Genomic DNA, 20,750 nt, shown 5'->3' with positions numbered 1-20,750 from the left:
GCTAGCTCCTTTCGATGGATATGAAATAGCCCCAGTCCACCTCGTGGAACCGGGGCTCCGAAATGACCTCCGCGTAAGGAACGCAGGGGTCGTGTATCGTCACTTCGCCGCCATCTACCGCCACGAGCAGCACGATGTGCCCTCCGTACTCCCTGCCGCCATCCACCAAGCTGCCCTGCATCTCGCCGAAGACCAGACGGCCCTCGCTAAGCTCGCGGAGCGCGCGGTCCCGGCTCTCGTAGAGCACCGTGTAGTCGAGCGTCGGATCCTGCTCGGACATCCATGAGCAGAATCCGGGCATGTAGTTCTGGCCCGACTGCACGTAATCGTTGCCAACGAGGTTCAGGAGCATGGCTGGGGTGCACTCCTCGCCGCTCAAGTACTGCCACGCCATAGCCGCACAGGTGAGCCCGCACCCCGACGTGGCAAGGTCGGCGTCAGCATAAGGAAGCCCGCCCCACCGCTCGTCCGTCTGCGTGTACAGGGGGACGGAGGGGGCGGGCTCGTCGTAGACGACCTCAAGAACCGGCTCGACCGGCTCCGGCTCGGCTTGATCCGGCTGGGATGAGAGCACGAGCCACGAGAGGAGCGCGGCGGCGCAGGCGAGGGCCAGAGCAGCCAGGGCAGCGATCGCGGCGAGTGGCTTTCGCCCCGCCACCTACTCGTCCTTCTTGGGCTCGGTGTAGGTCATCGCCTGCGCGGAGTCGGCCACGCCCTCGGTGGTCGGGTCGGTGACCACGCCGAGGATCACCAGCACGGCGAAGAGCGCGTTCACCACGTCGAGCAGGCGGTTGCCCAGCTCGCCGAGGTCCAGCTGGTAGCCGAACACCGCCGCCACGACCTGCGCGAGCAGGAGCACGGCGGGGATGAGCGCCATCCAGAAGTTCTTGTTCTTGACTCGTATGGTCCAGTTGATCATTGTTCGTCCTTCCTACTTGACGATTACGTGGTGGATCTCCGTGACGAGTCGGTTGGTGTCCTCGACCGTCTCGCCCATCTTCGCCGAGCCGCTGCGGCTCCCCTCAAGGAGCGCGTTGTTGCGGTCGAGCGTCGCGCGCATGGCGTCTATCGACGTTTTCAGACCCTCCGTGGTGACGGCGTTCCTCCCGTCGATTTCAGCGCGCTCCTTGTCCATCTGCGCCTGCCTCTCGGCGTCTGCGGCCTTTCTCTCCTCCCGCTTGCGTTCAAGCTCGATCTGCGCCTCGGCCTTAATGCGCTCGATCTCCTGCTGCGCCTCGAGGTTCTTGCGCCACGTCGGCAGAATGAAGACACAAAGCACCACCACGACAGCTATCCCCGCTCCCATGAAGAGAAGCGGGAGAAGGCCGTAGGGCTCGACCGCCTCCACGAGTGCGGCCCCAGTTTCATCCATCATTCGCTCCCCTGTCCCTCGGTCGCGACCTCGCCCTCAAGGCTTGCCTCAAGGGACATGCGCCGCGCCTCAAGCTCGTTGATCGTGTCTCGCCATCCCTGGCGCTTTGCCTTCATCTCCGCGTACTCCTCGTCGGTGAGCGCGCCGTCAGCGTGCTTCATCGCCTGGTAGTCGCTGTTGTTGAGCAGGATCTTGCACGCGGCGATCTCCGCGTCGATCCCGTCGATCGTCTTAGGTTCCATTTGCCCTCCTAAAGAAAAACCCCTCTTGCGAGGGGTTCATAAACGCTGCTATCGGTTTTTTGGTCTCTGGGGGGGGTCTTCCGTGATTTTGAAAAGCGAGCGGAACAGGGCGTCCATCGACTCCATGGTCCGCTGGGCGCTCAAGCCGGTGAGAGACCCGCGCCACGACTGGTACGACCGGGTGACGTCCTCCAGGCTCATGACGCCTTCGGATACGAGGCCGGCCTGACGCTTCAGCTTCCGGCGCTCCCGCGTAATGGATTCTCGGCACGGCCTCATCACCACCTTGCCGTCTTCTCCGTAGAAGATCTTCTTCTTGAGGAACGTGAATCCGTTGGACAGCTTGACGATCCTCGTCTTCTTTGGGTTTGGGACGATGCACATGTCTTCGCACAGTATGGCCACGCACGCCGCCACGAGTCTGAGGTGGTCCTTGCTCTCGTGAATCGCGTAGGAGTCGTCCATGTACCGTCCGTACGCCTCGACGTGGCACAGCTCCGTCACGTAATGGTCTATCGGGTTCGGGTAGGCGACCGCCCACACCTGGTTGGGCTCGCTCCCGAGCCCGAGGCCGCGCTCACCCTGAGAGTCGATGAGGGAGTCGGACAGGGCGATGAGGCGCGGGTCGTCAAGGTGCTTCCTGACGAGCTTCTTCACTCCGCCGTGGTCGATGCTCGCGAAGTAGCCTGAGTAGTCCATGAGCAGGACGTACCCGTCACTGCCGTGCTCTCGGTAGTGGTCGGCTAGATCCTTCTTGAGCTTCTTAAGCGCGTAGGACAGACCCTTCCCCTTCATGTTCGCCGTGTTCCGGTCTATGAGCGACGGGGTCATGGCGGGTACGAGGGCATTCTGGGAGAGTGACTTGTGGATCACCCTCTCGGAGAAGTGAACGGACGATATGTGGCGCAGCTTCCCTCGCTCGAAGACGTCAAACTCATGGAACCCCCTGCGCACGTCGTTGCCGGCAAGAAGGTCCCTGCGAGTTCGATTGATGTTGAGAAGCCAGTTTATCTGGTACCTCTGCGTCGAGGCTTTCCAGCTGACCCCTCGCGCGGCCTGGCGCTGCGCCCTGTACAGGGAGTTCATGTCGGCGACCTCTTCGAGGGTGCACCGCTCGATCCTCGCGGCTCGCTTCGCCGCCCTCTTCTCCTCGCGCCTCTCCCTCCTGGCAGCGCGTCGCTCTTCAGAGTTCACACGTCACCTCCAAAGGAACGGGCCCTGCACGGATCGCAATGAATGCCCAGACATCCGCTTGGTACGACGGCATGAAACGGCGGCCGGCATCCTGGCCGCCGCCATGCAAGCAGCGTCCGCCGCCGCCCGCAGGGCCCATATTCACGGGCTCTCGCCCGAAGGTCACGGCTTCCTTCCACTGGGGCTCCGCTTTCGGCTCGCCGCCTACTCGGTCTGGCCCATGGCATGGAATCACGGCAAAGCCCGGATGGAGGCATTCGACGCGGCATTGTAGTTCGAATTGCCGTTGTTGCTGACATTGCAGGCGTTGGTCGAAGAACCAGCCGCAACGGAACGCTCCCACCAGTTGGCGCGCTATGCAAGCCGTAACGCACCATGCGATTCTACCCTATGCTCGGTCTCGATCCTGCGATGTCGTCCGCAAGCTCCTCAAGCTCGGCTATGTCCGATCTCGCCCGCTCGATGCGCTCGGCTATCGTGGCGTCCCCGGTGAGGCGCGTCGACTTCCTAGTCCCCTTCAGCAGCGCGATCTCCCGGTCGATCATGTCAGCCAGGTCGATCATGCGGTTGAGGTTGACGGACAGGCCGATGTCCTTCAGAGTCTGCGCGTCCTGTACCAGGCGGTGGCAGTCTGCTATGGCGAGCGTCAGGTAGTGACGCCTCCACAGTACGCCGTGCGCCGTGTTCGGGTAGAACGAGTCGGCGCGAACCACGTCGTCAACGAGGTCTTTCGCGGTCTGCACCATGGGCACGCCCAGTATCAGCCGGTACTTCTTCGGAACGACCGACTCCGAGCACACGAGCTTGGTCACCTCGACCCTGATCCTTATGGCGTTCGCGTAAAACTCGCGGTCGCTGACGTTCCGCTTCCTCTTGAGCACGTTGCTCACAACCGCCTCCTATCCTTACCAGAGCGCCCCGCGCGAGGCGGGGCGCATGGGGCGTCGGGCACTTGGCTGATTGTATCAGCCAATGTGGAAGCACGGCAAAGCCCGGACGGAGGCATACGACGCGGCAGTGTAGTACGAACCGCCGTAGTAGCTGACACCGCAGGCGTAGGTCGAAGAACCAGCCGCAACGGAACGCCCCCACCAGTAGGCGCGGGAGCGGATGACGGTGCGCCCGTTCTCGAAAATCGGGAGCTTCCTGTCCGTGCACGCGATGAGCGTCGGCTTGTTGTGCGGGGAGGACAAGCGCACGGAGCCCCACACCTCGATCTCGGAGGGTGCCCAGACCTTGCCGAGGCTAATCCAAGCGCCGCCGTTGTCGTCGGTGAGCTTGCCGCTCTCGGAGTAGCGGATGGCCTGGTAGACGCGGATGTCCTTGAGCGCGCTCTTCCACGCTGCGGGCAGGTAGTTGTAGAACGTCGTGTTCATCCACTCGAACAGGTCGCTGTTGCGCCAGGGCGTCGTCTCCTCCGCCGACCCGTTGTTGTCGTTGGTCGCGTTGAACTTGACGTTCTCGGGGTAGACGATGGCGGGCACGAGCGTGATCATGTGCCCGTTGACCGTGTCGCCGACCCCGTAATACTGGTCGAATCCCGCGATTTGGTACTTCATCTGGGTGTTCTTGCCGTCGTTGAGGGTGACCGGCAGGTACATGCCGATCTCGAGCCCGTCAAAGTCGCCGTCGGCGGCCCGCTGCTTGAGCCAGGTGATCGGGTCGGTGGACCCGATCTCTTCGGCGAACTTGGTGGCGATGTTCTCGCCGAGCCAGACGTAGTCCTCACAGATCTCGCCGATGCCGTTCGCCGCAAGCCGCGTCTCCTCGGCGAGGTCGAGGGCGCTCGAGGCGATGCGCCGGGCTTCGTCGTCGGAGAAGTCGTAGATGTTACCCTCGTCGTCGATGAACTCGTTAAGTTCGTAGGTTGTTGCCATTGGTCTTCCCTTCTGCTGGCTAAAGTTACATGTCCGAGATCTTCATGCGACCGCCCTCGTAAGATGCGGTCGGCATGGTCAGCCGGTTCGAGGAGTAAGTAACCCCTCGCACGTACATTGACTTCCCGATCCGGAACGGGTAGCTTCCGGCGTGTCGGGCGAGCGTCTTCAGGCTATCGACGATGGCGTCGATGCTCGAAGTGATAACGGATACGATCGAGGCGAGCTCCGTAGATGTCGACAGCGCGTCTCGAGCGATCTCAAGCGCCCTCGACGCCTGGCATCGGGTGGATGGGAGCAGCATGCGCCCCATGCTGAGCCCTGACCCGTGCACGGTCAGCCTTCCCTGCCCGAACGACACTGAAGACGCCTTCACGTACCAGGCTCCGCTCACGAAGATCCCGCTCGTGCACACGCTCCTGGCGAGGGTGTCGATTGCCTTGCTCTGGTCGCCGATCGAGGACGCCCTGCCGATGGCCTCTCTAATCGCCTCGTCGACGCTGGCGGCCGCCGCTTTCGCCTCGAGCGTCGCCGCGTTCGAGGCGGAGACGGATGCGGAGAACTGGCTTTTTAGGGCATCAAACTCGCTTGCCCTGATGGCTTCCGCCTCGGCGCGTGATCCCTCGCTCTCCGCTCGCTCGGCCTCACTCTTCTGCCGTCCCGACTCGTTGCCTTGCCGTTCCTTCTCCGCGCTCGCGCGCCCTTCCTCTGCGCTCGCCCTTGAGGTTTCAGCCGTAGACCTATCCTTCTCGGCCTCAGCCCTCTTCTTCTCTTCCTCGACGCGCGACGTCTCGTTCTTCTGGCGCGTCGACTCGTTGGACTGCCTCGTCTTCTCGGCTGTGGCCCTCGCCGACTCGGCAGAGTCGATCTCCTTGTTGGTCTTCTCGACGTCCTCGAGCGCCTGGCGCACCGCCTCGAGGATGACCGCCGCCTCGTCGAGCGTCGGCTCGCGCTCCTCGTCGCCCTCGATGCGGCCGCTCGGCGCCACCTTGAATGGTCGATCCATCATGCGCGTGACGATTCGGCTGTCGCTCGACGGGTAGCCGACGAACGTGACGTAAAGGCATCCGGGGCGCTCCAACACCTCCCATGGGATGTCGATGGTAACCGATGCCTTTGCGCTGAAGAGCACGGCGACGGTCGCCTCGCTGTTTGCGAAGACCGCGCGGCAAGTTCCCAGGTTGATCCACTCGCCGTCGAACGATACCTGGATGGAGTCAGACTCGATGCCATTCTGGATGACGTCGTCGTGCATGGGGTGGGAGATGACCCTGTCGTCGACCCTGAGTGGGTAGATCATGCGCCGTCGACCTCCTCGATCATCCAGTCGATGGTCAGAGACTCGCGGCCGGAGATCTTGCCGATGACCTCTGAGGCAGGCACCGTCATGATCTCCACGTCGCATTCCAGGCCGTCGAAGGGCTCCATCCTATCCTTGAAGCGGGTCCACCCCTCGCTCTCGGGCCCGATGCGGTACCCAACGACGCGGTTGTTGGCGTCGATCACGCCTTCGCCGAACTCCTTGAGCGCGGAATCCCTGATCTTGATGTACTCGAGGCAGGCGTCGGCGAGCTTGCGCATGTTCCTCGCGCAAGCGAACCCGAGCAGCCCACGATCGTCACAAAACGGCTCGACCGAAGTGGCCATGCTAGCAGCCTCGGCCTGGGAGACGTGCAGGCTCTTAATCATGTCATTTCCCTTCGTAAGATAATCCCATTGCCTTGAGCACCATGTCGAGTTTGTCGTTTATTACCTCCAGATCTGCCCCGCGTCTCTCGGGGACGGTTTCGTCAACCGTGGCCTGCTCTGGCTTTGGGCCGTCCTTGTCGACACTTCTAACCTCCACACGCCCCTCCCTTCACTAGCAGATGATTCCGTGCTTCACGTTGACGTCCCAGTAGGTACCGCTCGGAGATTGCAATCTGATGGTGCCGAGCGACGAGCCCGATCCGGTGGTCAATGTCTTTCCACCGTCCGCGCCCCCGCTCTCCACGTCGAACCAGAAATCGTGCGCGGTCCAGTTGTGCCAGTAGCTCTCGCTCCAGACGTCGAGCCGGCACGAAACGTTCAGCGAATCTGCGGCGTAGGACGAGAAGGCGGTGCGCGTGTAGAGGAGCCGGTAGGTGTAGCTCGTGTCGCTCGACTTCATCCTGGAAGCCCATGTCATGTAGTCTCCCTGCGTCTCCAGATCGAAGACGAGGCCGTTGATGTTCGGGTTTCCCGTGTAGTTGTTCGTTCCGATGCCGCCCATCAGCTCCTTTGTGCCACCGCTGGGCGTGTCATAGAGAGTGAGGCCGTTGGACGACAACGTCATCAGATCGTTGTAGATCGAGGACGAGCTGATGGTAAATCCGCCGATCTTGCCGCTCGTGCACGTGAGCGCCCCGTACTTCGTCATTGACGAGTAGGTGCTGCTCCACGAGAAGCGGTTCGACGTGATGCTGATCGCGCTGCTCTCGACCGAGAGCTGGCTCGACACGTCGCCCTTGCTCACCTTGAGAGTGATGCTGTCCTGGAGCTGCTTGATCTGGGACTTCGAGCCGCAGTCGGAGATGTACCAGTAGGTGCCCGAGTACACGAAGGAGAGGACGTCGCCGGCGTTCCAGGTGACCTCGGAGTTCGTGTACCTGTCGACGATGCGCTTCGCCCCCGTGCCGTTGACGTTCATGGTCGGGTTGGCCGCCGTGTTGGCGTAGGAGAACTTGACCGAGATCGTCGCGCCCTTGAAGAGCCTGAAGTTCGCCGCCGACACGGTCTTCGCGACGGTCGCGGCGGCTGTGGTGCACGTGCCGTAGGCCGCCTGGAGCCCCTGGACCGTGCTCTCGATGCTGTCCGCCTTCTGGACGACCTCCGAGATGGCGGTGTTGACCGTCCTGATCTCGCCGTCGACGTAAGCCTCGTAGCCCTCGGTGACCGTCGAGATGATCTGGTCCGGCATGAGCGCGATCTGCGAGCTCATCTCCCTCTGGGACTGCTCGAGGACCGACACGTCGAGGATGATCTGGGTCGCCGTCTGCTCGATGGTGCTCACGCGTGACTTGATGACGGTGATCTCGCCGTCGATGCGCTCCGTCGTCTGGACGATCTGCTCGCCCACCGTGGAGACGATCCTGTCCTCTGCCACCTGGATGGCGGACATGGTGTAGCGGATGCTGTTCTCGAGGTTGATGACGGTGGTGTGGCTCTGCGACTTGACGATCTCCACCTCTCCGGCGAGACCTTCGAGGGCGGCGATCTTGTTCGACTGGGTCTGCGTGCTCTCGCCGAGGACGAACGACGACGCCGTCGGGTCGTTGATGTCGATCGTCTGCTTGACGATCTCCAGCTTCTCGTCGAGGTCGATGAGGTCGTTGTAGCACGGGTACCAGTCGTAGATTGCGAACGAGTCTGGGTCGATGCCTATGAGAGACAGGTCGAGCGCAGACACCTCGGTCGAAACCGGGAAGGCGTTATTGTCCTCGAGCCACGCCTCGGCCTTCGTCATGAGGTTCAGCGGGTCGGTGACGTCGTCCCAGTCCGCGTGCCCCTCTATTATGCCGAAGTCGGCCATGGCCTTCTCGTCGTCGATGTACGGCTTCCCGCCGTTCACCTCGGCGATGCCCAGGCGCTCCTCGGTCTCGACCTCTCGCTCGGCGCCGTCCTCGTCCTTCTCTGTGCGCTTCAGCTTGGCGCCTCGAGGGTAGAGCCTCGTGATAAGCCTCTCTGGGTCGGGCTCGCGCGACGCGCTCTCCATGTTGTGGCCGACGCGTATGGGCGTCTCCCTCACGGTGCCAAGCATGTCCCGGTAGTCAAGGTAGAGCAGGCCGTCGTCGCCGCGCCTCACCCTCCACTCTCCGCCGAAGACTTTGACGATCTTCTCCTGGAAGAGGTCGAAGGTTCGCTCGAAGTTCGTGCCCTTGGTGACGTTGTCGGTCGTCTTGAAGGTCGGGACGTCGACGATGCCCCGGTACACGCGCTTCTCGGGTTCGACGCGGGAGTTGTGGTTGTCCAGGACGTAGTCGACGAACTCCTGGAGCCCCGTGCGCTCGGCGTCTCCCTCCCAGGTCCTCTCCTCGGTGTAGGGCTGCTCGGAGTCGCAGAGATAGCCCTCCAGACCCTCGCACGTGACGACCTTGCAGACGGAGCCGTCCGAGTCCATGGAGGGCACAGCGGAGATGACCCTGCCCTCAAACTCCATCGCTCCGTCGCTCATGCGCTGGCACGTCACGGTCGTGGTGTAGTGGGTGATGGCGCCGTACGCCCTGCTGCCCGGGTAGATCTTGAACTCGAAGGACGGGATGGCGTTCTTCTCCTTGACGACCTTCGCGTCCGCGACCCTCTCGAAGGTGCTGTGGGCGATCACCGGGACCCCGTCGATGCGCAGGGTGACCAGGTACACCTACACCACCTCCTCGTGCCACCTGAGGACTCCGCCGCCGCCAGTCACCTTGACCGTGTTCTCGCCGTGCCCCAGGGCGATGTCGGCGACGGTCTCGGCGCTGAACGTCTGCTTGAGCGCGCCTATCTGGATCGTCATGGTCCCGTCCGGCACGACGGTGATGCGCGCCGGCTGGCCGTGGTTCTCGATGACGTTGTCTCCGACCTCGACCCGCTTCTCGCAGACGTCGTCAGAGATCAGGAACGGGTAGACGAGGAACGTGACGGTGACGGTGGCGGCCTCGCCGCTCTCGTCCCATTCGACCTCAGCCTCGCCGTAAGAGCCTCTGAAGTGGTAGTAGGGGCGGTCGTCGTCGTGGATGTCCGCCTCGTGGATTGAGGACAGGTACCCGAGAAGCCGCGCGACCTCCGCCTCGACCTCCTTCGAGCACCCGATGACGTCGAATGAGTAGGTGAGCTCGCGGTCCTCGTAGAACAGCTGCCCGTAGATCATCGAGAAGTCGTACGAGCCGTTCGTGAACGGAACGGTCTTGCGCGCAGACTTCAGGACGGGGGCGCTGAGCTCCCGTCCTGAGATGGCGAAGCCGAGGTCGCGCGAGATGTGGGTTCCGTCGATGGTGAAGCCGCTGAGGCAGCTCGACTTGGTGCACGTCATAGCGCGAGCCCCCTTGTCGCTAGGTTCTGCCGCCTTCCGGCGACGCGGTCGGAGTCCCCGGCGATCGCCGTGGCGATTTCGCGCCCGTTGACCTCGAGCACGGTCACGCGGTCGGCGAGCCGTTCTATCGCGTCGCAGATCATGTCGGCGCCACGGGAGTCCGCTGCCGCGACCGCGTCCGCGACGTACCCCTGGAGGACGCTGATCGGCGCGACCGCCTCCGGCCCCGCCTCTCCGCCGACCATGGGGTGCCCGCCGTTCGAGCCGAAGATCGTCGGCTTGTTCAGCACGGCGCCCTTCGCGTACCACTCGATCCAGAAGCTCGGAACCTTCGGCGGGATGAGCGAGAACTCGCCCGAGAACTTCAGGTGAGGCAGGTCGAAGTGCGGGAACTCGATCTTGAGCCCGCCGATGAAGTTGGCGACGTCGTTGAATCGGTCGCCGAGCCACTTGACCTTGTCACCCACGTCCTGGACGATCGGGAGGATGTTGTTGCTGAACCAGCTCCACAGGCTCTGGAGCGCCGGCACGACCGTTCCGGTCACGAACCCGGCGAGGGACGAGAAGACCGGCAGGATGTTAGAGCTGATGAAGCTCCAGACGTCGCTCAGGACCGGGAGGATGTTGTTGCTGAACCACGTCCAGAGGTCCCCGAGGGCCGGGACGACCGTCCCGAGGACGAAGCTGGCGAACTGCCCGAGAATCGGGAGGATGTTCGCGACGAAGAAGCTCCAGATCTGCTGGAGCACCGGGAGGATGTTCGCGCTGAACCAGCTCCAGAGGTTGCCGAGCGCCGGCACCACGGTGGTGACGATGAAGTCGGCGAACTGCTGGAGCAGCGGGAGGATGTTCGTGAGGACGAAGTTCCAGAGCTGCTGGAGCACCGGGAGGATGTTCACGGTGAACCAGTTGGCGAACTGCTGGAGCGCGGGGAACACCGTCGTCACGAGGAAGTCGGCGAACTGCTGGATCGCCGGCACCACGTAGGTGGTGAGGAAGCTGGCGAGCATGGGCATCGCCTGCTGCATGACGCTCCCTAGGTACGTCATGAGCTGCTGGATCATGGGGCCGAAGGTCTGCTGGAACGTGAGGACGAGCTGGTCGATCGCGGCGCGGAACGGCTCGACCTCCTGGTAAGCCCAGGTGAAGATCCCTACCAGCGCCGCAAGCGCCGCAGCCACCACGAGGATGGGCGGAGAGAGGCCGCCGATGCCCATCTTCACGAAGTTGAGGAGGCTCGCGAGCTGGTTGGCAGCGCCCTGCATGAGCATGGCGCCCTTGAGCACCACGAAGGCGGTGGCGAGGGCCATGACGACCGACACCACCCCGCTCATGTTCTCGTTGAGAAACCCGAGGCCGTTCGCCGCGAACTCGGTCACGAGCGTCCTGAGGGGCGCGATCCTCTCGGCGAGGTCGGCCTGCGCCTGCTTGAGGTCGTCGGAGGCGCGGCGCGCCTCGTCGATGTCGCTCGTCGCGTCGAGGTAACCGTCGCCGAGCTCGCTGTACTGGCTCGCGAGGACTGCGGTGACGAGCTGCTGGCGCTCCTGCTCGTCGCTGCACGCCGCGAGGGCGGCGTTCATGGCGTCCTCGTTGCTCATGCCCTCGGCGAGGGCGGCGTTGAAGGCTCCCATGGCCGCCGGGTGCTCGCTCCCGAGCCTGGTGTTGAGGACTTCGGCGTTGATGGACGTCCAGTTGAGGGCGTCGGCCAGTCCGCCGACGACCTGCCCGCACCTGATCGACTCGTTGGCGGACTCGACGAGCGAGGTGATGGGAAGAGCCTGCCCGAAGGCGCTCACGGTGCCGGCGGCGATGCTGTACCAGGTGTCGATGTCGGCGCCCGTGTCCGCCAGGTTGTTCATGTCCTGCGCGGCCTCGACGGCCTCGTCGCTGTCCCCGAGCAGCCCGAGGAAGTTCTGATAGACGTCGCGCGCCTCGTCTGCGCTTCGCCCGCTCCACTCGAACGTGTTGTTGAGCTGCGTCATGGACGCGCGGTACTCGTCCGTCTCCTCGGAGAGCCCCATGAGCGTGCCGATGAGGTCCTGGGCGACGTCCGAGACGAAGTCGGCGCCCGCGAGCTCGCCGAACGAGATCCCGGCGTCGTCCGCGGAGTCCCCGGCGTCGTCGAGCCCGCGTGCTAGGTCGCGCGCCGAGCGCTCGGCGCGGTCCATGCGCGACTCGCTCTCGCGGAGCTCGGCGCTCGCCCTCGAGAGCTCGGTCCTGAGCTCCTGGCACTCGCGCGAGTTCTCGCCGTAGGTCAGCACCGCGTCGGCGTAGGCTCGCTCGAGCTGGTCCACGTGCGACCGCTGCTGGGAGATCTCGGCCGTCAGGCGCCCGTAGGCGCTTCGCGCGTCCGACTCAGCCCTCGTCTGCTCCTCGATGGCCTGGTTCGCCTGCTCGATGGCGGCGCGCACGTTCTCCTGCTGCGCGCGGGCGTTGTTGAGCTGCGTGGCGTAGCGCTGAGCCTCCGTGGAGTTCTCGCCCCAGATGCTCTTCGCCGCCTCGAGCTTCCCGCTGAGCGCGTCGACCTTCTGCGCGAGCGCCTGCTCCTGAGCCTCGAGGATCCTCTTGCTCTCGGTCAGCGCCTCGACCGAAGCCCCGGAGGACTTCATCTGGGTCGCGTTGAGCCTGAGCTCGCTCCTGAGCTCGCGCATGGCGCTGTCGGCGCTCTTGATCTGCTTGTTGAAATCCGATGTGTCGGCCGTGAATCGGATCTTAGCCTCGTTTTTTGCGCTTGCCATGCCGCTTCTCGGCCTCCAATCTCATGACCTCGCGCTCCGCCTGGAGCCAGGAGTCGTACGCGTTCTTGTTTGCCGCGACCTCCCGAAGGAAGGCGACGTCCGCGTGCCAGAAGATCCCCTCGGAGATCCCGAGCACGAGGACGTAGTAGGCGTAGGCGTCCTCGACCGTCGCTATGTGGAAGTCCGGCACGTCGTGGCGCCTGCTGCGCTTGCCGCGCAGCTTCCGCTTAAGGCGCTCGGTGCGCTCTAGGAAAGGTTCTCGGAATCCTCCGTCCCTTTTGGGAAGAAGACCTCGCCGATGACCTTCGCCGCGCGGCCGAAGTCCTGGGGCATGGCGTCCAGGAACTCGCGCTCGCTCATGCAGCCCTGCATGCTCCCGTTGTTGACGATGTAGCCGCAGAGGTAGGCGACGTAGACGGACGTCGCGGCCGTGATGATGCTGTCCATGAGCTCGCCCGCCATGAAGGCGCGCGAGAATCGCTTGTAGACGTCCTTGGCTCCGGCCTCGATCTGCATCATGCAGCTCCAGGTGAACGTGAGCGGCACGTGGGTTCCGTCGGCGAGCTCGAAGTCGACGGACGTGCTCAGCTTGACGGGGCCACCGTTGACAGGTTTCATTCGTCCTCCAAATGTGCGCGAGGGGGAGGCTCGCTCCCCCTCGCTCCGTCGTTACTGCTCCTCCTTGATGAGGGTCGGGTCCGTCGCCACGATCTCCTCGAAGCGGCGGCGCGTGACCTCGATCACGGAGCCCTGCTCGTGAACCTTCTTCGTGCGCTTGTCGCGGAAGCTCCTCAGGACGACCGCGCGCACCTTCTCAGCGGCCACCCTACGCCTCCTCGTCGCGGACGAGCGCGGGCGTGAAGCCCTCCATCCACTGGCTCTTGAGCGTGGGGTCGAGCTCCTCGGCGAGCGCCTCGTAGATGCCGTCGCCGTAGTCGTCGGGGCTGAAGGCGATCTCCATCTCGACCTCGGCGACCTCCTCGGCGCCGTTCTCGACGGTGCGGGCGGGGCCGGTGGACACCGTGCAGACGGGGTACGCCTTGAACTTCTCGACGTCGTCCTCGTCGAAGACGTCGGCGGTGATGCAGACGACGGGGTGGATCGAGTTCTTGCCGTACGCGGAGACGCCCTCCTTGAGGTTCGCCTCGCTGTCCATGTTGTGCAGCTTGATGTAGAGCTCGTGGGGGATGTGGCCGGTCAGCTTGAGGGTGCCGGAACCCGTCCCGCGCGTGCGAGACTTGGCGACCACGCCACGGCACTTCTTGGTGACGACGCGGACCTCGGCCTCCTCCTCGACCTGCCCGATGCACTTGATCGACCCGATGCTCATGTCGGGCATGATGACGTTCATGTGGCGGACCTCGTACTCGCTGAAGACCGTCGTGGAAATCGCTGTCATGTCAGCTCCAATCCTTGGTTAGCACGCGGAGGCACCGCTCCACGATCTCCGGGGTCGCGGACTCGCCTCCTCGCTTGAAAAACTGCTGGTTCCCCTGGTGGCGGACGGTCGTGCCGCCGTCGTCGGGGAAGTAGAGGTACCGGTGGCTCGCGTCGGCCCTGACCGTCACCTCGAGGTTCCTCGTCGTGTCGTAGGACGCCCAGTCGGACACCGTCGCCGACGCGCGGTGCCCCTTGAAGGTCCTGCCCGACGGGTGGATGAGAGGGTTTATCCTCCGGTAGATTAGCGGGCCCGCCTCGTCGTGCAAGACCTCGTTGATCGCTTCCTCGGCGCGCTCGCCGTACCCGGACACGGCGCTCGCCAGGGCTTCGACCTGGCTGGCGTCGAGTTCGAGGACGCCGGCGCTCATCTCTTGCGGCCCTTGACGAAGCGCACGGTCATCATCTCGACCGTGCTCCTGGTGTTCGGCTTGACGTCGTAGTCGTACTCGGCGTCCGACGACGCGAGGGGCTTCATGCCCGGTATCGCCGACATAGCCCCGACGACCTCCTCGAGCGTCCCAGTCGGGACGTATCCCTCGCGCACGACAGCGACGATGTAGACCTCCGACGTGCCGGAGAGGTTCGCCGCGAAGCTGGTCCTCTCGCGCGAGAAGACGACGTAGTTCCAGGGCTCGTCCTTCGGGTGGTCGGCGGCCGTGCCGTAGTAGACGCGGTCGTAGCGCTCATCGAGCGCCCGCTTGATCAGCGTCAGGGTCTCGTCCTCCAAATGGCGCACCTCCCTCCAGGTACAGGTACATCTCGTTCGTCGTCCGGTCGATGTGCGAGATGTCGTAGATGTTCCCCCCGATGACCGCCCTGCACTCCGCGTCGACGCGGGGGACGGGATGCGTCTTCACCTTCATGGAGAGCACCATGCCGTGGCGCTCGGCGAACGTGAAGTCCTGGTCCCTGATCGCCTGAGCCTTGTAGGCGAGCCTGACGACGAACTCGAGGTCGTCGACGGAGCGGGCGTTGACCTTGGCGCCGAACGGGGTCTTGATGTCCTTGTCTCGGTAGACGTCGAGGACGCCGTCATTGAACGACGTCATCGCCCTCGTTTTCCTTAGCAAACGCCATCACCGTCCACTTCTCCCGGCACTGGGCGACCTTCCCCTCGTAGTTGGACCAGAACTCGTCGCCCGCGTCGTTCCACTCGTAGAAGCAGAGGTTGAGCAGGAGCCCGGACTCGGCGCCGGGCTTCTCGAACGGGTTCTGGTCGTCGGGGATGCCGAGGGCGAACCGGAGCTCGCCCTCGGCCTGTTCCGCGATCTCGCGCACGCGGGCGTCGGTCTCGGCGTCGGAGTAGGTGATGCGCAGCTTGCGCTTCACCGCCTCGAGGGACGTTGCGTTCTCCTCACCTGCCATGCGCCGTCACCGCCTAGGCGGTGGGGAGCTCGGTGACCTCAGCGGAGGTCTGGACCTGGCCGGCGACCTTGACGGTGATGTAGGCCGGGTCGAGCTCGGAGATGTCGAGGACGACGGCGCAGGTGTCGTCGTAGGGGCGCCCGTCGAAGTAGTTGACGTTGCGGTAGGCGCGCGTGTGGTCCAGGAACCCGAGGGAGTCGTCGTACTCGGTGACGCCGTTGCGGCGGCTGCCGGCGGCGAGGGTGTACTCGTCGAGCAGGCACAGCACCGCCTTGCCGGAGGGCACGGCGTTGCAGATCAGAGGCTCGGTCGGGAACGGGAAGAGGTCGCGGGCGTAGCCCGTGCCGTCGGCGGTGACGGTGGTCGTGGCAGGCATGATCTTGGTGAGGTAGTCGGTCATGCTGCACAGGAGCTGGACCTTGCTGAACTTGCGCTGCTTGCCGGTCTGGGTCTTGGCGAGCTTTGCGACGAGCGCGCCGTAGGACGCGGGCTCGAAGGAGGTGACCTTCTGCGCGTCCTGCGCGGTGAAGCCGGTGCTGGAGCTGAAGGAGCTGTTGGGCTTGTACATGAAGCCGCACGGCATGTTCAGTCCGGTGCCGTTGACGATGGCGTCCTCGGTGCCCATGGCGATGGCCTCGTAGAGGACGCGGCGGATGTAGGAGTCGAGCCACACGGGGCCGAGGTCGATGATCGCGAGCGGGATCACGACGAAGGCGGTGTACTTCTTCTGGGTGAGGTCCAGGATCTTGAGGCCGCCCTCGATCTCCTCGGTGATCTTGGCGTCGATGCGGCCCCAGGCGCCCTTCTGGGTGGCGCTGTCGTCGATGATCCACTTGGTGGAGTAGCCGACGTACTGGAACTTGATGCGGCTGAGGATGGGGTGGTCCTGCTCGAGGTGCTTGAAGACGTCCTCGATGATCGTCTCGGGCATGAAGGCGTCGTCGCCCTCGTTGGTGAAGATGTCGATGAACGCCTGCTTCGTGCCCTTGGCGCCGTCGATGAACTTCTGGTACCAGGAGGTCTCCTCCTGGGTGAGCTGGCGGTAGCCGCGCTGCGCGAGGATGGCCGCGTCGGCGTCGCCGTGCATGCGCTCGTAGTCCTCGGCGACGGATCGCGCGATCTCCTGCATGCAGTCGTCCCAGCTCTGGGTGATGCCCTCGGCGTCGTTGCTGATGAGCGCCTGGGCGAAGCGCTCGGCGGAGCCGGAGCGGTTGATGGTCATGGGCATTTTTAGATCTCCTTCTCTAGAGGGTCTTCTTGAGGAACGCGGCGAGCGCGCTCGCGGCCGAAGCCTTCGCGCCCCCGGCGTCCTTGTCGTCGCTTTCCTCGTCGTCTTCCTCGTCGTCGGGGTCTTTCTCCCCGGCCTCGCCGGGGTCCTCGGCGGCCTCCGGGTCATCGTCGCCCGGGCTGTCGGCGGGGTCGTCGTCCGTGGCGGCGTCGTCGGGGTCGTCGCCCTGTCCCTCGCCGGTCTCATCCCCGTCCTCGGTGCCGTCATCGTCCTCGTCCTCGTCGGTGAGTCGCATGAAGACGGCGCGGCGGGCGGACTGGGAGACGTTCTCGGGCTCCTCGCCCTCGATCGCGGTGGCGAAGCCCATCGAGACGGCGTCTTCGGGCGTGATGAACGTCTCCTCGTCCATCATCGCCGCGAGCTCGTCCTCGGTGATGCTCACGCGACCCATGTAGGCGGCCTTGGAGGCGCCCGTGATGGTGTCGAGGTCGTCCGCCTGCTTGCGCAGCTCGTTCGCGTCGCCGCTCGCGTAGGTCCACGCGTTGTGGATCATGAGGAGCGACGCCTGGTTCATGACGCGCTCGTCGCCCGCCATGAAGATGACGCTCGCGATGGAGCACGCGAAGCCGTCGCATCGGGTGGTCACCCGCGCGGGGTGGCGCATGAGGGCGTTGTAGATCGCCAGACCCTCGGCGACCTCGCCGCCGTAGCTGTTGATGTTGACGTTGATCTCGGTGACGTCGTCGAGCTGCGCGAGCTGCTGCGAGAGGTTGTAGGCGCTCACGTCGGACTCGAGCCAGGGCCACGAGGTGATGTCCCCGTAGATGTCGAGCTCCGCCGTGGTGCCGCTCCTCACGAGCGAGAAGTACCGCCTGTTGCTCTTGCTCATTGTTCACCTCCTTCGTTCGCGGTTCCTGCCATGAGTTGCGCAAGGGCGTCCTGAATCAGCGTGTAATTCTTGGTCACCCAATGTGCACTGGAGAAGTCGGTGCCGAGCGGGTCGGCCCCGAGGGGCTGCCTGATCTCGTCGATGGAGAAGAGGCCGCTCGCCAGGAGCTTGTCGGCCTTGTCGGCGACCTGGAACATGTCGGTGTGTACGAGCTTCGAGGTGTCCACCTCGACGCGGTTCGAGCCTCCCTGCCACGCGTCGCCCCCGTAGAAGCGCCGGGTCAGCTCCTTGCTGATCATCACGGCGTGGGGGTCCACCCCGAACGTGATGAACTGGTTGACCACGTCGTTGGTGTTGGTCATGTTGCCGTACATCATCGACTGCGGGATCTTGAACGCGCTGGCGGTCGTCTCGAAGATGTCCTTGCGCAGGGCGATGACGTCGTTGCTCGACCCCGTCGAGACCGGCTTCACGCGCTCGAGCTCCTGCCCCGTGTAGAGCGGCAGGACGCCGTTGGGGTTGGTCAGGAAGCTGTGCAGCCTCTCGTTGACCTCGGCCGCAGACTCCTTCTCGTCGGAGCGCTTGCCCCCGGGCGGGTGTCCGCGCGTCAGCGTGAACTTCTCCCCGTTGGCGTTCTTGTAGCTCGCCATCGCGTACGCCAGGAGCTCGCCGAGCTCGCCGTACATGTCGTGGACGATCGCCTTGACCTCGTGCGACTCGAGCCGGAAGTAGCAGCAGTCTGTCGCTTTGAGCTTGGCCGCGATGCCCTGCCCCTCGACCGAGATCCCGGAGAAGACGTTCTCGCCGAGCGGGACCTCGTCGATGCCGAAGCTGTCGGCGATGTAGAAGTCGTTCCTGAACCTCGACGGCTGCACCATGAGCGCGTGGCCGTCGTAGAAGTAGTGCTCGACGAGCGAGTTGATGAACGCAGATCCGCACTGGTTGGGGTTCGGGTCGATGTTGAGGGCGTAGTAGAGGTCGCCCTTGACCGCCCTTCCGCCCTCGTACGTCTTGATCTCGCACATCGAGAGCGCGTTGGACACGTACGAGACGGCGATGTACATCGCCATCCGCCGGGCGGCGAAGCTCCTCGCCGTCAGGCTGGGGTCGCTCGCGCCGGACGCCGGCACGATCTCGGAGTCGCGCACGATATAGCCGAAGAACGAAGCGATGTCGTCGATGAAGCTCACCTGGCCTCCCTTCCTTACCACGTGAAAGCCTCCGGGAGCTCGTACTCGGCGGCGTCGTCCGGCAGGCTCCCCACCGCGCAGAACGCGGCGACGAGCGCCATGAAGCCGTCGGTCTTGCGCCCGCGAGCCTCCTTCTTCTCGTACTTGTAGTTGCTGTTCTGGAAAGGCGTGAGCCTCGTGTTGTTGCAGAACCAGCGCATGAGGCGGTCGTCGCCCCACGCGATGCGCCCCGTCAGGAAGGCGCTGTTGATGACAGGCTGGATGCGCATGTGGTCGGACGGCCGCACGAAGACGACCGTCTTCTCCTTGGCGCTGAACCCAAGGTCCTCGAGCACGTCGCGGATGGCGTCGTAGCGGTAGAAGTCGCACGCGGCCATCTCGATCCCGTACTCGCCGCTCGCCTCGTAGATCCAGTCGCCGACGAGCCTCGAGGGGACCTCGACGTCGTCCACGATCGTGAGGATGTCCGGCCTCTCGTCCGCGTATGCCTTGACCTGGTCGTCGATGCGCTCCCAGTCACGGGAGCTGCGGCACAGCCAGGAGTGGTGTATCGCGTAGTAGCTGTCCCCGTCCTCGCCGTGCTCGGGGAAGAGCAGGCACGCGCTGACGAAGTCGTCCTTGCGCGCCATGTCCAGGCCGAGCACGCAGCGCCTGCCGCGCATGTCGGGGATCTCGCGGCTCGCCCTGAGCAGGTTCTCGTAGCTCGTGACGTCGAAGTCGCGGTCACCCTGCGGGATGCCCATGCGCCTGGTCATGAACGAGGCGTTGCCGCCGGTCGGGTTCTTCAGCCACTTGGCGTACTCCTTGCGCATCTTGGCCTTGAACGTCTCCGGCTTCCACCGCCAGGAGGGGTTCGGCTTCTCCCAGTTGGCCTCGTCGTGGACCTCGTCGGCGCTGTCGAGCGTGCAGACGAACGGGAGGCGCCCGGCGTCGTCCTCCTTGCCGTCGAGGATGGCGTCGCAGTCTGCGATGAGCGAGTCGAGCACGCCCTCGCGGACGTCTCCCATCGAGGTGATGTAGGCGGTGCGGCCGTGGTCGACCTTGCCGAGGCCGGTGGTCATGATCTCGACGATCTTCCACTGCTTGTACATGTGGACCTCGTCGAAGACGACGAGCCCGGGGCGGCCTCCGTCCTTGGTGTCGGCGTTGCTCGTGAGGTAGCGCAGCGTCGATAGCGTCGACTTGTTCGTGATGTCGGTCTTGTTCCACTCCCACATGCGCTTCCAGACCTGCCGGTCTGCGTCGAGGATGCGCTTGACGTCCAGGAACGAGGTCTCCGCCTGCTTCTCGCTGTTTGCGACGATGTTCACGTCGTAGAACTGGATGCCGTTGGCCTTGGTCATCAGGCACCACGAGATGAACGAGATGAAGCCGTTCTTTCCCGCGCCTCTGCCGAGCACGGCGATCAGCTCGTCCCACCTCGGCTGCCCGTCCGCGCGGAACGTGCACATGAAGAGGGTGAAAACGAACCACTCCCAGGGGAAGAGCTCGTGGAACGGGAAGAAGACGAGCATGCCCTCGTACTTCTCGAGCCGTTCCGTGTCGATGAAAAGCTCCTCCTCGGCGAAGACGCGCCGGACGTACGCCATGAGCTTCTTCTGGCGCTCGCAGGAGCGGACGCGGCCGGTCTCGACCATGCGCATGTACTCGGTGATGCGCTTGCACCGGATCTGCTTGTGGCGCCGCGCCCTAGATGTTCGCGTACGCGTCTTGCTGGCCGCCATCCGCGCCGCCCTTCAGCCCCGCGAAGTCGACGCGGGACGATGGGTCGAGCTTGAGCAGGCGCCTGAAGCGCTCGTAGGTTGCCGCTTCCTTGTTCTTCATCGAGTTGTACTTCTGCTTGCTCTCCAGCTCCCGCGCCTTTTCCTCGCGCTTGCGGTACTCGTTGATCCGGACGTAGCTCGTGACCATCGTCACGAGCCCTTCGACGTCGGTCTCCCCGTAGATCGCGACGCCTGCGGCGACGTTCACTCGCCTCATGTAGGCCGCCTCGCGGTCGAAGATCTCCCGTGCCTCGCCCTGGAGCCAGTCCGGCGCCGTAATCTCACCGTTTGCGGCGTAGATTTCGCGGCTCAGCCCCTCCTCGATCTCGCTCTTGGTCATGTGCGCCTTCCCGCGCGCTACCTTGAGCGCAGTGGGGTCCCTCGGTCGTGCCATGGCCCTCCATCGCCTCCGGTTCCGTT

26 protein-coding genes are annotated in these 20,750 nt (G+C 64.4%); all 26 read right to left on the bottom strand.

What is annotated here, in order from left to right:
- Position 1: 1 nt before the first annotated feature.
- The 26 genes from PHA29_RS00935 to PHA29_RS00810 all read right to left on the bottom strand — a co-directional run bounded on the left by PHA29_RS00935 (position 2) and on the right by PHA29_RS00810 (position 20,724).
- Positions 2–658 (bottom strand): C39 family peptidase, encoded by a 657-nt coding sequence (locus PHA29_RS00935; RefSeq protein ID WP_270847552.1) that lies wholly within the window; start codon positions 656–658, stop codon positions 2–4.
- Complete coding sequence (locus PHA29_RS00930; RefSeq protein ID WP_270847551.1) at positions 659–919, bottom strand: phage holin; 261 nt, start codon at positions 917–919, stop codon at positions 659–661.
- A 12-nt stretch (positions 920–931) separates the two neighbouring features.
- On the bottom strand, positions 932–1,375 hold the full coding sequence (locus PHA29_RS00925) for a hypothetical protein (protein ID WP_270847550.1): 444 nt from the start codon (positions 1,373–1,375) through the stop codon (positions 932–934).
- Positions 1,372–1,614, bottom strand: coding sequence for a hypothetical protein (locus tag PHA29_RS00920; protein WP_270847548.1), 243 nt, complete (start codon positions 1,612–1,614; stop codon positions 1,372–1,374). Before PHA29_RS00920 ends, PHA29_RS00925 begins: the two co-directional genes overlap by 4 nt.
- Positions 1,615–1,662: 48 nt before the next feature.
- Complete coding sequence (locus PHA29_RS00915) at positions 1,663–2,808, bottom strand: RNA-dependent RNA polymerase family protein (protein ID WP_270847547.1); 1,146 nt, start codon at positions 2,806–2,808, stop codon at positions 1,663–1,665.
- Between the two features lie 383 nt (positions 2,809–3,191).
- Positions 3,192–3,698, bottom strand: coding sequence for a hypothetical protein (locus PHA29_RS00910; RefSeq protein ID WP_270847546.1), 507 nt, complete (start codon positions 3,696–3,698; stop codon positions 3,192–3,194).
- A gap of 75 nt (positions 3,699–3,773) precedes the next feature.
- Positions 3,774–4,685 carry a DUF6273 domain-containing protein gene (locus tag PHA29_RS00905; RefSeq protein WP_270847544.1) on the bottom strand — a complete coding sequence of 304 codons (912 nt, stop codon included), beginning with the start codon at positions 4,683–4,685 and terminating at the stop codon, positions 3,774–3,776.
- A gap of 25 nt (positions 4,686–4,710) precedes the next feature.
- Positions 4,711–5,985, bottom strand: a complete 1,275-nt coding sequence (locus tag PHA29_RS00900; RefSeq protein WP_270847543.1) for a hypothetical protein — start codon at positions 5,983–5,985, stop codon at positions 4,711–4,713.
- Entirely contained in the window at positions 5,982–6,374 is a 393-nt protein-coding gene (locus PHA29_RS00895) for a hypothetical protein (protein WP_270847540.1), read from the bottom strand. The genes PHA29_RS00900 and PHA29_RS00895 overlap by 4 nt, the downstream gene beginning before the upstream one ends.
- A gap of 1 nt (position 6,375) precedes the next feature.
- The gene (locus PHA29_RS00890; RefSeq protein WP_270847539.1) at positions 6,376–6,531 is read right to left on the bottom strand and encodes a hypothetical protein; all 156 of its coding nucleotides are present in this window, start codon (positions 6,529–6,531) and stop codon (positions 6,376–6,378) included.
- A 15-nt stretch (positions 6,532–6,546) separates the two neighbouring features.
- A complete protein-coding gene (locus tag PHA29_RS00885; RefSeq protein WP_270847538.1) occupies positions 6,547–9,063 on the bottom strand; it encodes a phage tail protein in 2,517 nt (838 codons plus the stop codon).
- Positions 9,064–9,717, bottom strand: a complete 654-nt coding sequence (locus PHA29_RS00880) for a phage tail family protein (protein ID WP_270847536.1) — start codon at positions 9,715–9,717, stop codon at positions 9,064–9,066.
- Positions 9,714–12,455 carry a phage tail protein gene (locus tag PHA29_RS00875; RefSeq protein WP_270847534.1) on the bottom strand — a complete coding sequence of 914 codons (2,742 nt, stop codon included), beginning with the start codon at positions 12,453–12,455 and terminating at the stop codon, positions 9,714–9,716. The genes PHA29_RS00880 and PHA29_RS00875 overlap by 4 nt, the downstream gene beginning before the upstream one ends.
- Positions 12,430–12,645, bottom strand: coding sequence for a hypothetical protein (locus PHA29_RS00870; protein WP_270847532.1), 216 nt, complete (start codon positions 12,643–12,645; stop codon positions 12,430–12,432). The genes PHA29_RS00875 and PHA29_RS00870 overlap by 26 nt, the downstream gene beginning before the upstream one ends.
- 56 nt (positions 12,646–12,701) lie before the next feature.
- Positions 12,702–13,073, bottom strand: coding sequence for a hypothetical protein (locus PHA29_RS00865; RefSeq protein ID WP_270847530.1), 372 nt, complete (start codon positions 13,071–13,073; stop codon positions 12,702–12,704).
- 51 nt (positions 13,074–13,124) lie between these two features.
- Positions 13,125–13,280, bottom strand: a complete 156-nt coding sequence (locus PHA29_RS00860; RefSeq protein ID WP_270847528.1) for a hypothetical protein — start codon at positions 13,278–13,280, stop codon at positions 13,125–13,127.
- Between the two features lies 1 nt (position 13,281).
- Entirely contained in the window at positions 13,282–13,854 is a 573-nt protein-coding gene (locus PHA29_RS00855) for a hypothetical protein (protein ID WP_270847526.1), read from the bottom strand.
- A gap of 1 nt (position 13,855) precedes the next feature.
- Entirely contained in the window at positions 13,856–14,263 is a 408-nt protein-coding gene (locus tag PHA29_RS00850; RefSeq protein WP_270847525.1) for a hypothetical protein, read from the bottom strand.
- The gene (locus tag PHA29_RS00845) at positions 14,260–14,622 is read right to left on the bottom strand and encodes a hypothetical protein (RefSeq protein WP_270847524.1); all 363 of its coding nucleotides are present in this window, start codon (positions 14,620–14,622) and stop codon (positions 14,260–14,262) included. The genes PHA29_RS00850 and PHA29_RS00845 overlap by 4 nt, the downstream gene beginning before the upstream one ends.
- Positions 14,579–14,944: a hypothetical protein gene (locus tag PHA29_RS00840; RefSeq protein WP_270847523.1), complete on the bottom strand. Its 366-nt coding sequence runs from the start codon at positions 14,942–14,944 to the stop codon at positions 14,579–14,581. Before PHA29_RS00840 ends, PHA29_RS00845 begins: the two co-directional genes overlap by 44 nt.
- Positions 14,928–15,260 (bottom strand): hypothetical protein, encoded by a 333-nt coding sequence (locus PHA29_RS00835; protein ID WP_270847522.1) that lies wholly within the window; start codon positions 15,258–15,260, stop codon positions 14,928–14,930. Before PHA29_RS00835 ends, PHA29_RS00840 begins: the two co-directional genes overlap by 17 nt.
- Positions 15,261–15,273: 13 nt before the next feature.
- Positions 15,274–16,488: a phage major capsid protein gene (locus PHA29_RS00830; RefSeq protein WP_270847520.1), complete on the bottom strand. Its 1,215-nt coding sequence runs from the start codon at positions 16,486–16,488 to the stop codon at positions 15,274–15,276.
- A 16-nt stretch (positions 16,489–16,504) separates the two neighbouring features.
- Positions 16,505–17,377: a head maturation protease, ClpP-related gene (locus tag PHA29_RS00825; protein ID WP_270847518.1), complete on the bottom strand. Its 873-nt coding sequence runs from the start codon at positions 17,375–17,377 to the stop codon at positions 16,505–16,507.
- Positions 17,374–18,588 carry a phage portal protein gene (locus PHA29_RS00820; protein WP_270847517.1) on the bottom strand — a complete coding sequence of 405 codons (1,215 nt, stop codon included), beginning with the start codon at positions 18,586–18,588 and terminating at the stop codon, positions 17,374–17,376. Before PHA29_RS00820 ends, PHA29_RS00825 begins: the two co-directional genes overlap by 4 nt.
- Entirely contained in the window at positions 18,582–20,291 is a 1,710-nt protein-coding gene (locus PHA29_RS00815; protein ID WP_270847516.1) for a terminase large subunit domain-containing protein, read from the bottom strand. The genes PHA29_RS00820 and PHA29_RS00815 overlap by 7 nt, the downstream gene beginning before the upstream one ends.
- Positions 20,257–20,724, bottom strand: a complete 468-nt coding sequence (locus PHA29_RS00810) for a hypothetical protein (protein WP_270847515.1) — start codon at positions 20,722–20,724, stop codon at positions 20,257–20,259. The genes PHA29_RS00815 and PHA29_RS00810 overlap by 35 nt, the downstream gene beginning before the upstream one ends.
- Positions 20,725–20,750: the final 26 nt, after the last annotated feature.

The sequence above is a fragment of the Candidatus Collinsella stercoripullorum genome (assembly GCF_027669965.1).
Taxonomy (GTDB): Bacteria; Actinomycetota; Coriobacteriia; order Coriobacteriales; family Coriobacteriaceae; genus Collinsella; species Collinsella stercoripullorum.
Note: the sequence above shows the minus strand (reverse complement) of the source record. Positions and strands in the feature narration are given on the sequence as shown.

Coding starts and splice junctions, on each gene's coding strand:
- PHA29_RS00840 (WP_270847523.1), bottom strand. CDS start 14,944: ATGACGTCGTTCAATGACGGCGTCCTCGACGTCTACCGAGACAAGGAC.
- PHA29_RS00905 (WP_270847544.1), bottom strand. CDS start 4,685: ATGGCAACAACCTACGAACTTAACGAGTTCATCGACGACGAGGGTAAC.
- PHA29_RS00850 (WP_270847525.1), bottom strand. CDS start 14,263: ATGAGCGCCGGCGTCCTCGAACTCGACGCCAGCCAGGTCGAAGCCCTG.
- PHA29_RS00825 (WP_270847518.1), bottom strand. CDS start 17,377: ATGAGCAAGAGCAACAGGCGGTACTTCTCGCTCGTGAGGAGCGGCACC.
- PHA29_RS00895 (WP_270847540.1), bottom strand. CDS start 6,374: ATGATTAAGAGCCTGCACGTCTCCCAGGCCGAGGCTGCTAGCATGGCC.
- PHA29_RS00875 (WP_270847534.1), bottom strand. CDS start 12,455: ATGGCAAGCGCAAAAAACGAGGCTAAGATCCGATTCACGGCCGACACA.
- PHA29_RS00815 (WP_270847516.1), bottom strand. CDS start 20,291: ATGGCGGCCAGCAAGACGCGTACGCGAACATCTAGGGCGCGGCGCCAC.
- PHA29_RS00810 (WP_270847515.1), bottom strand. CDS start 20,724: ATGGCACGACCGAGGGACCCCACTGCGCTCAAGGTAGCGCGCGGGAAG.
- PHA29_RS00880 (WP_270847536.1), bottom strand. CDS start 9,717: ATGACGTGCACCAAGTCGAGCTGCCTCAGCGGCTTCACCATCGACGGA.
- PHA29_RS00930 (WP_270847551.1), bottom strand. CDS start 919: ATGATCAACTGGACCATACGAGTCAAGAACAAGAACTTCTGGATGGCG.
- PHA29_RS00900 (WP_270847543.1), bottom strand. CDS start 5,985: ATGATCTACCCACTCAGGGTCGACGACAGGGTCATCTCCCACCCCATG.
- PHA29_RS00855 (WP_270847526.1), bottom strand. CDS start 13,854: ATGACAGCGATTTCCACGACGGTCTTCAGCGAGTACGAGGTCCGCCAC.
- PHA29_RS00865 (WP_270847530.1), bottom strand. CDS start 13,073: ATGAAACCTGTCAACGGTGGCCCCGTCAAGCTGAGCACGTCCGTCGAC.
- PHA29_RS00830 (WP_270847520.1), bottom strand. CDS start 16,488: ATGCCCATGACCATCAACCGCTCCGGCTCCGCCGAGCGCTTCGCCCAG.
- PHA29_RS00925 (WP_270847550.1), bottom strand. CDS start 1,375: ATGATGGATGAAACTGGGGCCGCACTCGTGGAGGCGGTCGAGCCCTAC.
- PHA29_RS00920 (WP_270847548.1), bottom strand. CDS start 1,614: ATGGAACCTAAGACGATCGACGGGATCGACGCGGAGATCGCCGCGTGC.
- PHA29_RS00835 (WP_270847522.1), bottom strand. CDS start 15,260: ATGGCAGGTGAGGAGAACGCAACGTCCCTCGAGGCGGTGAAGCGCAAG.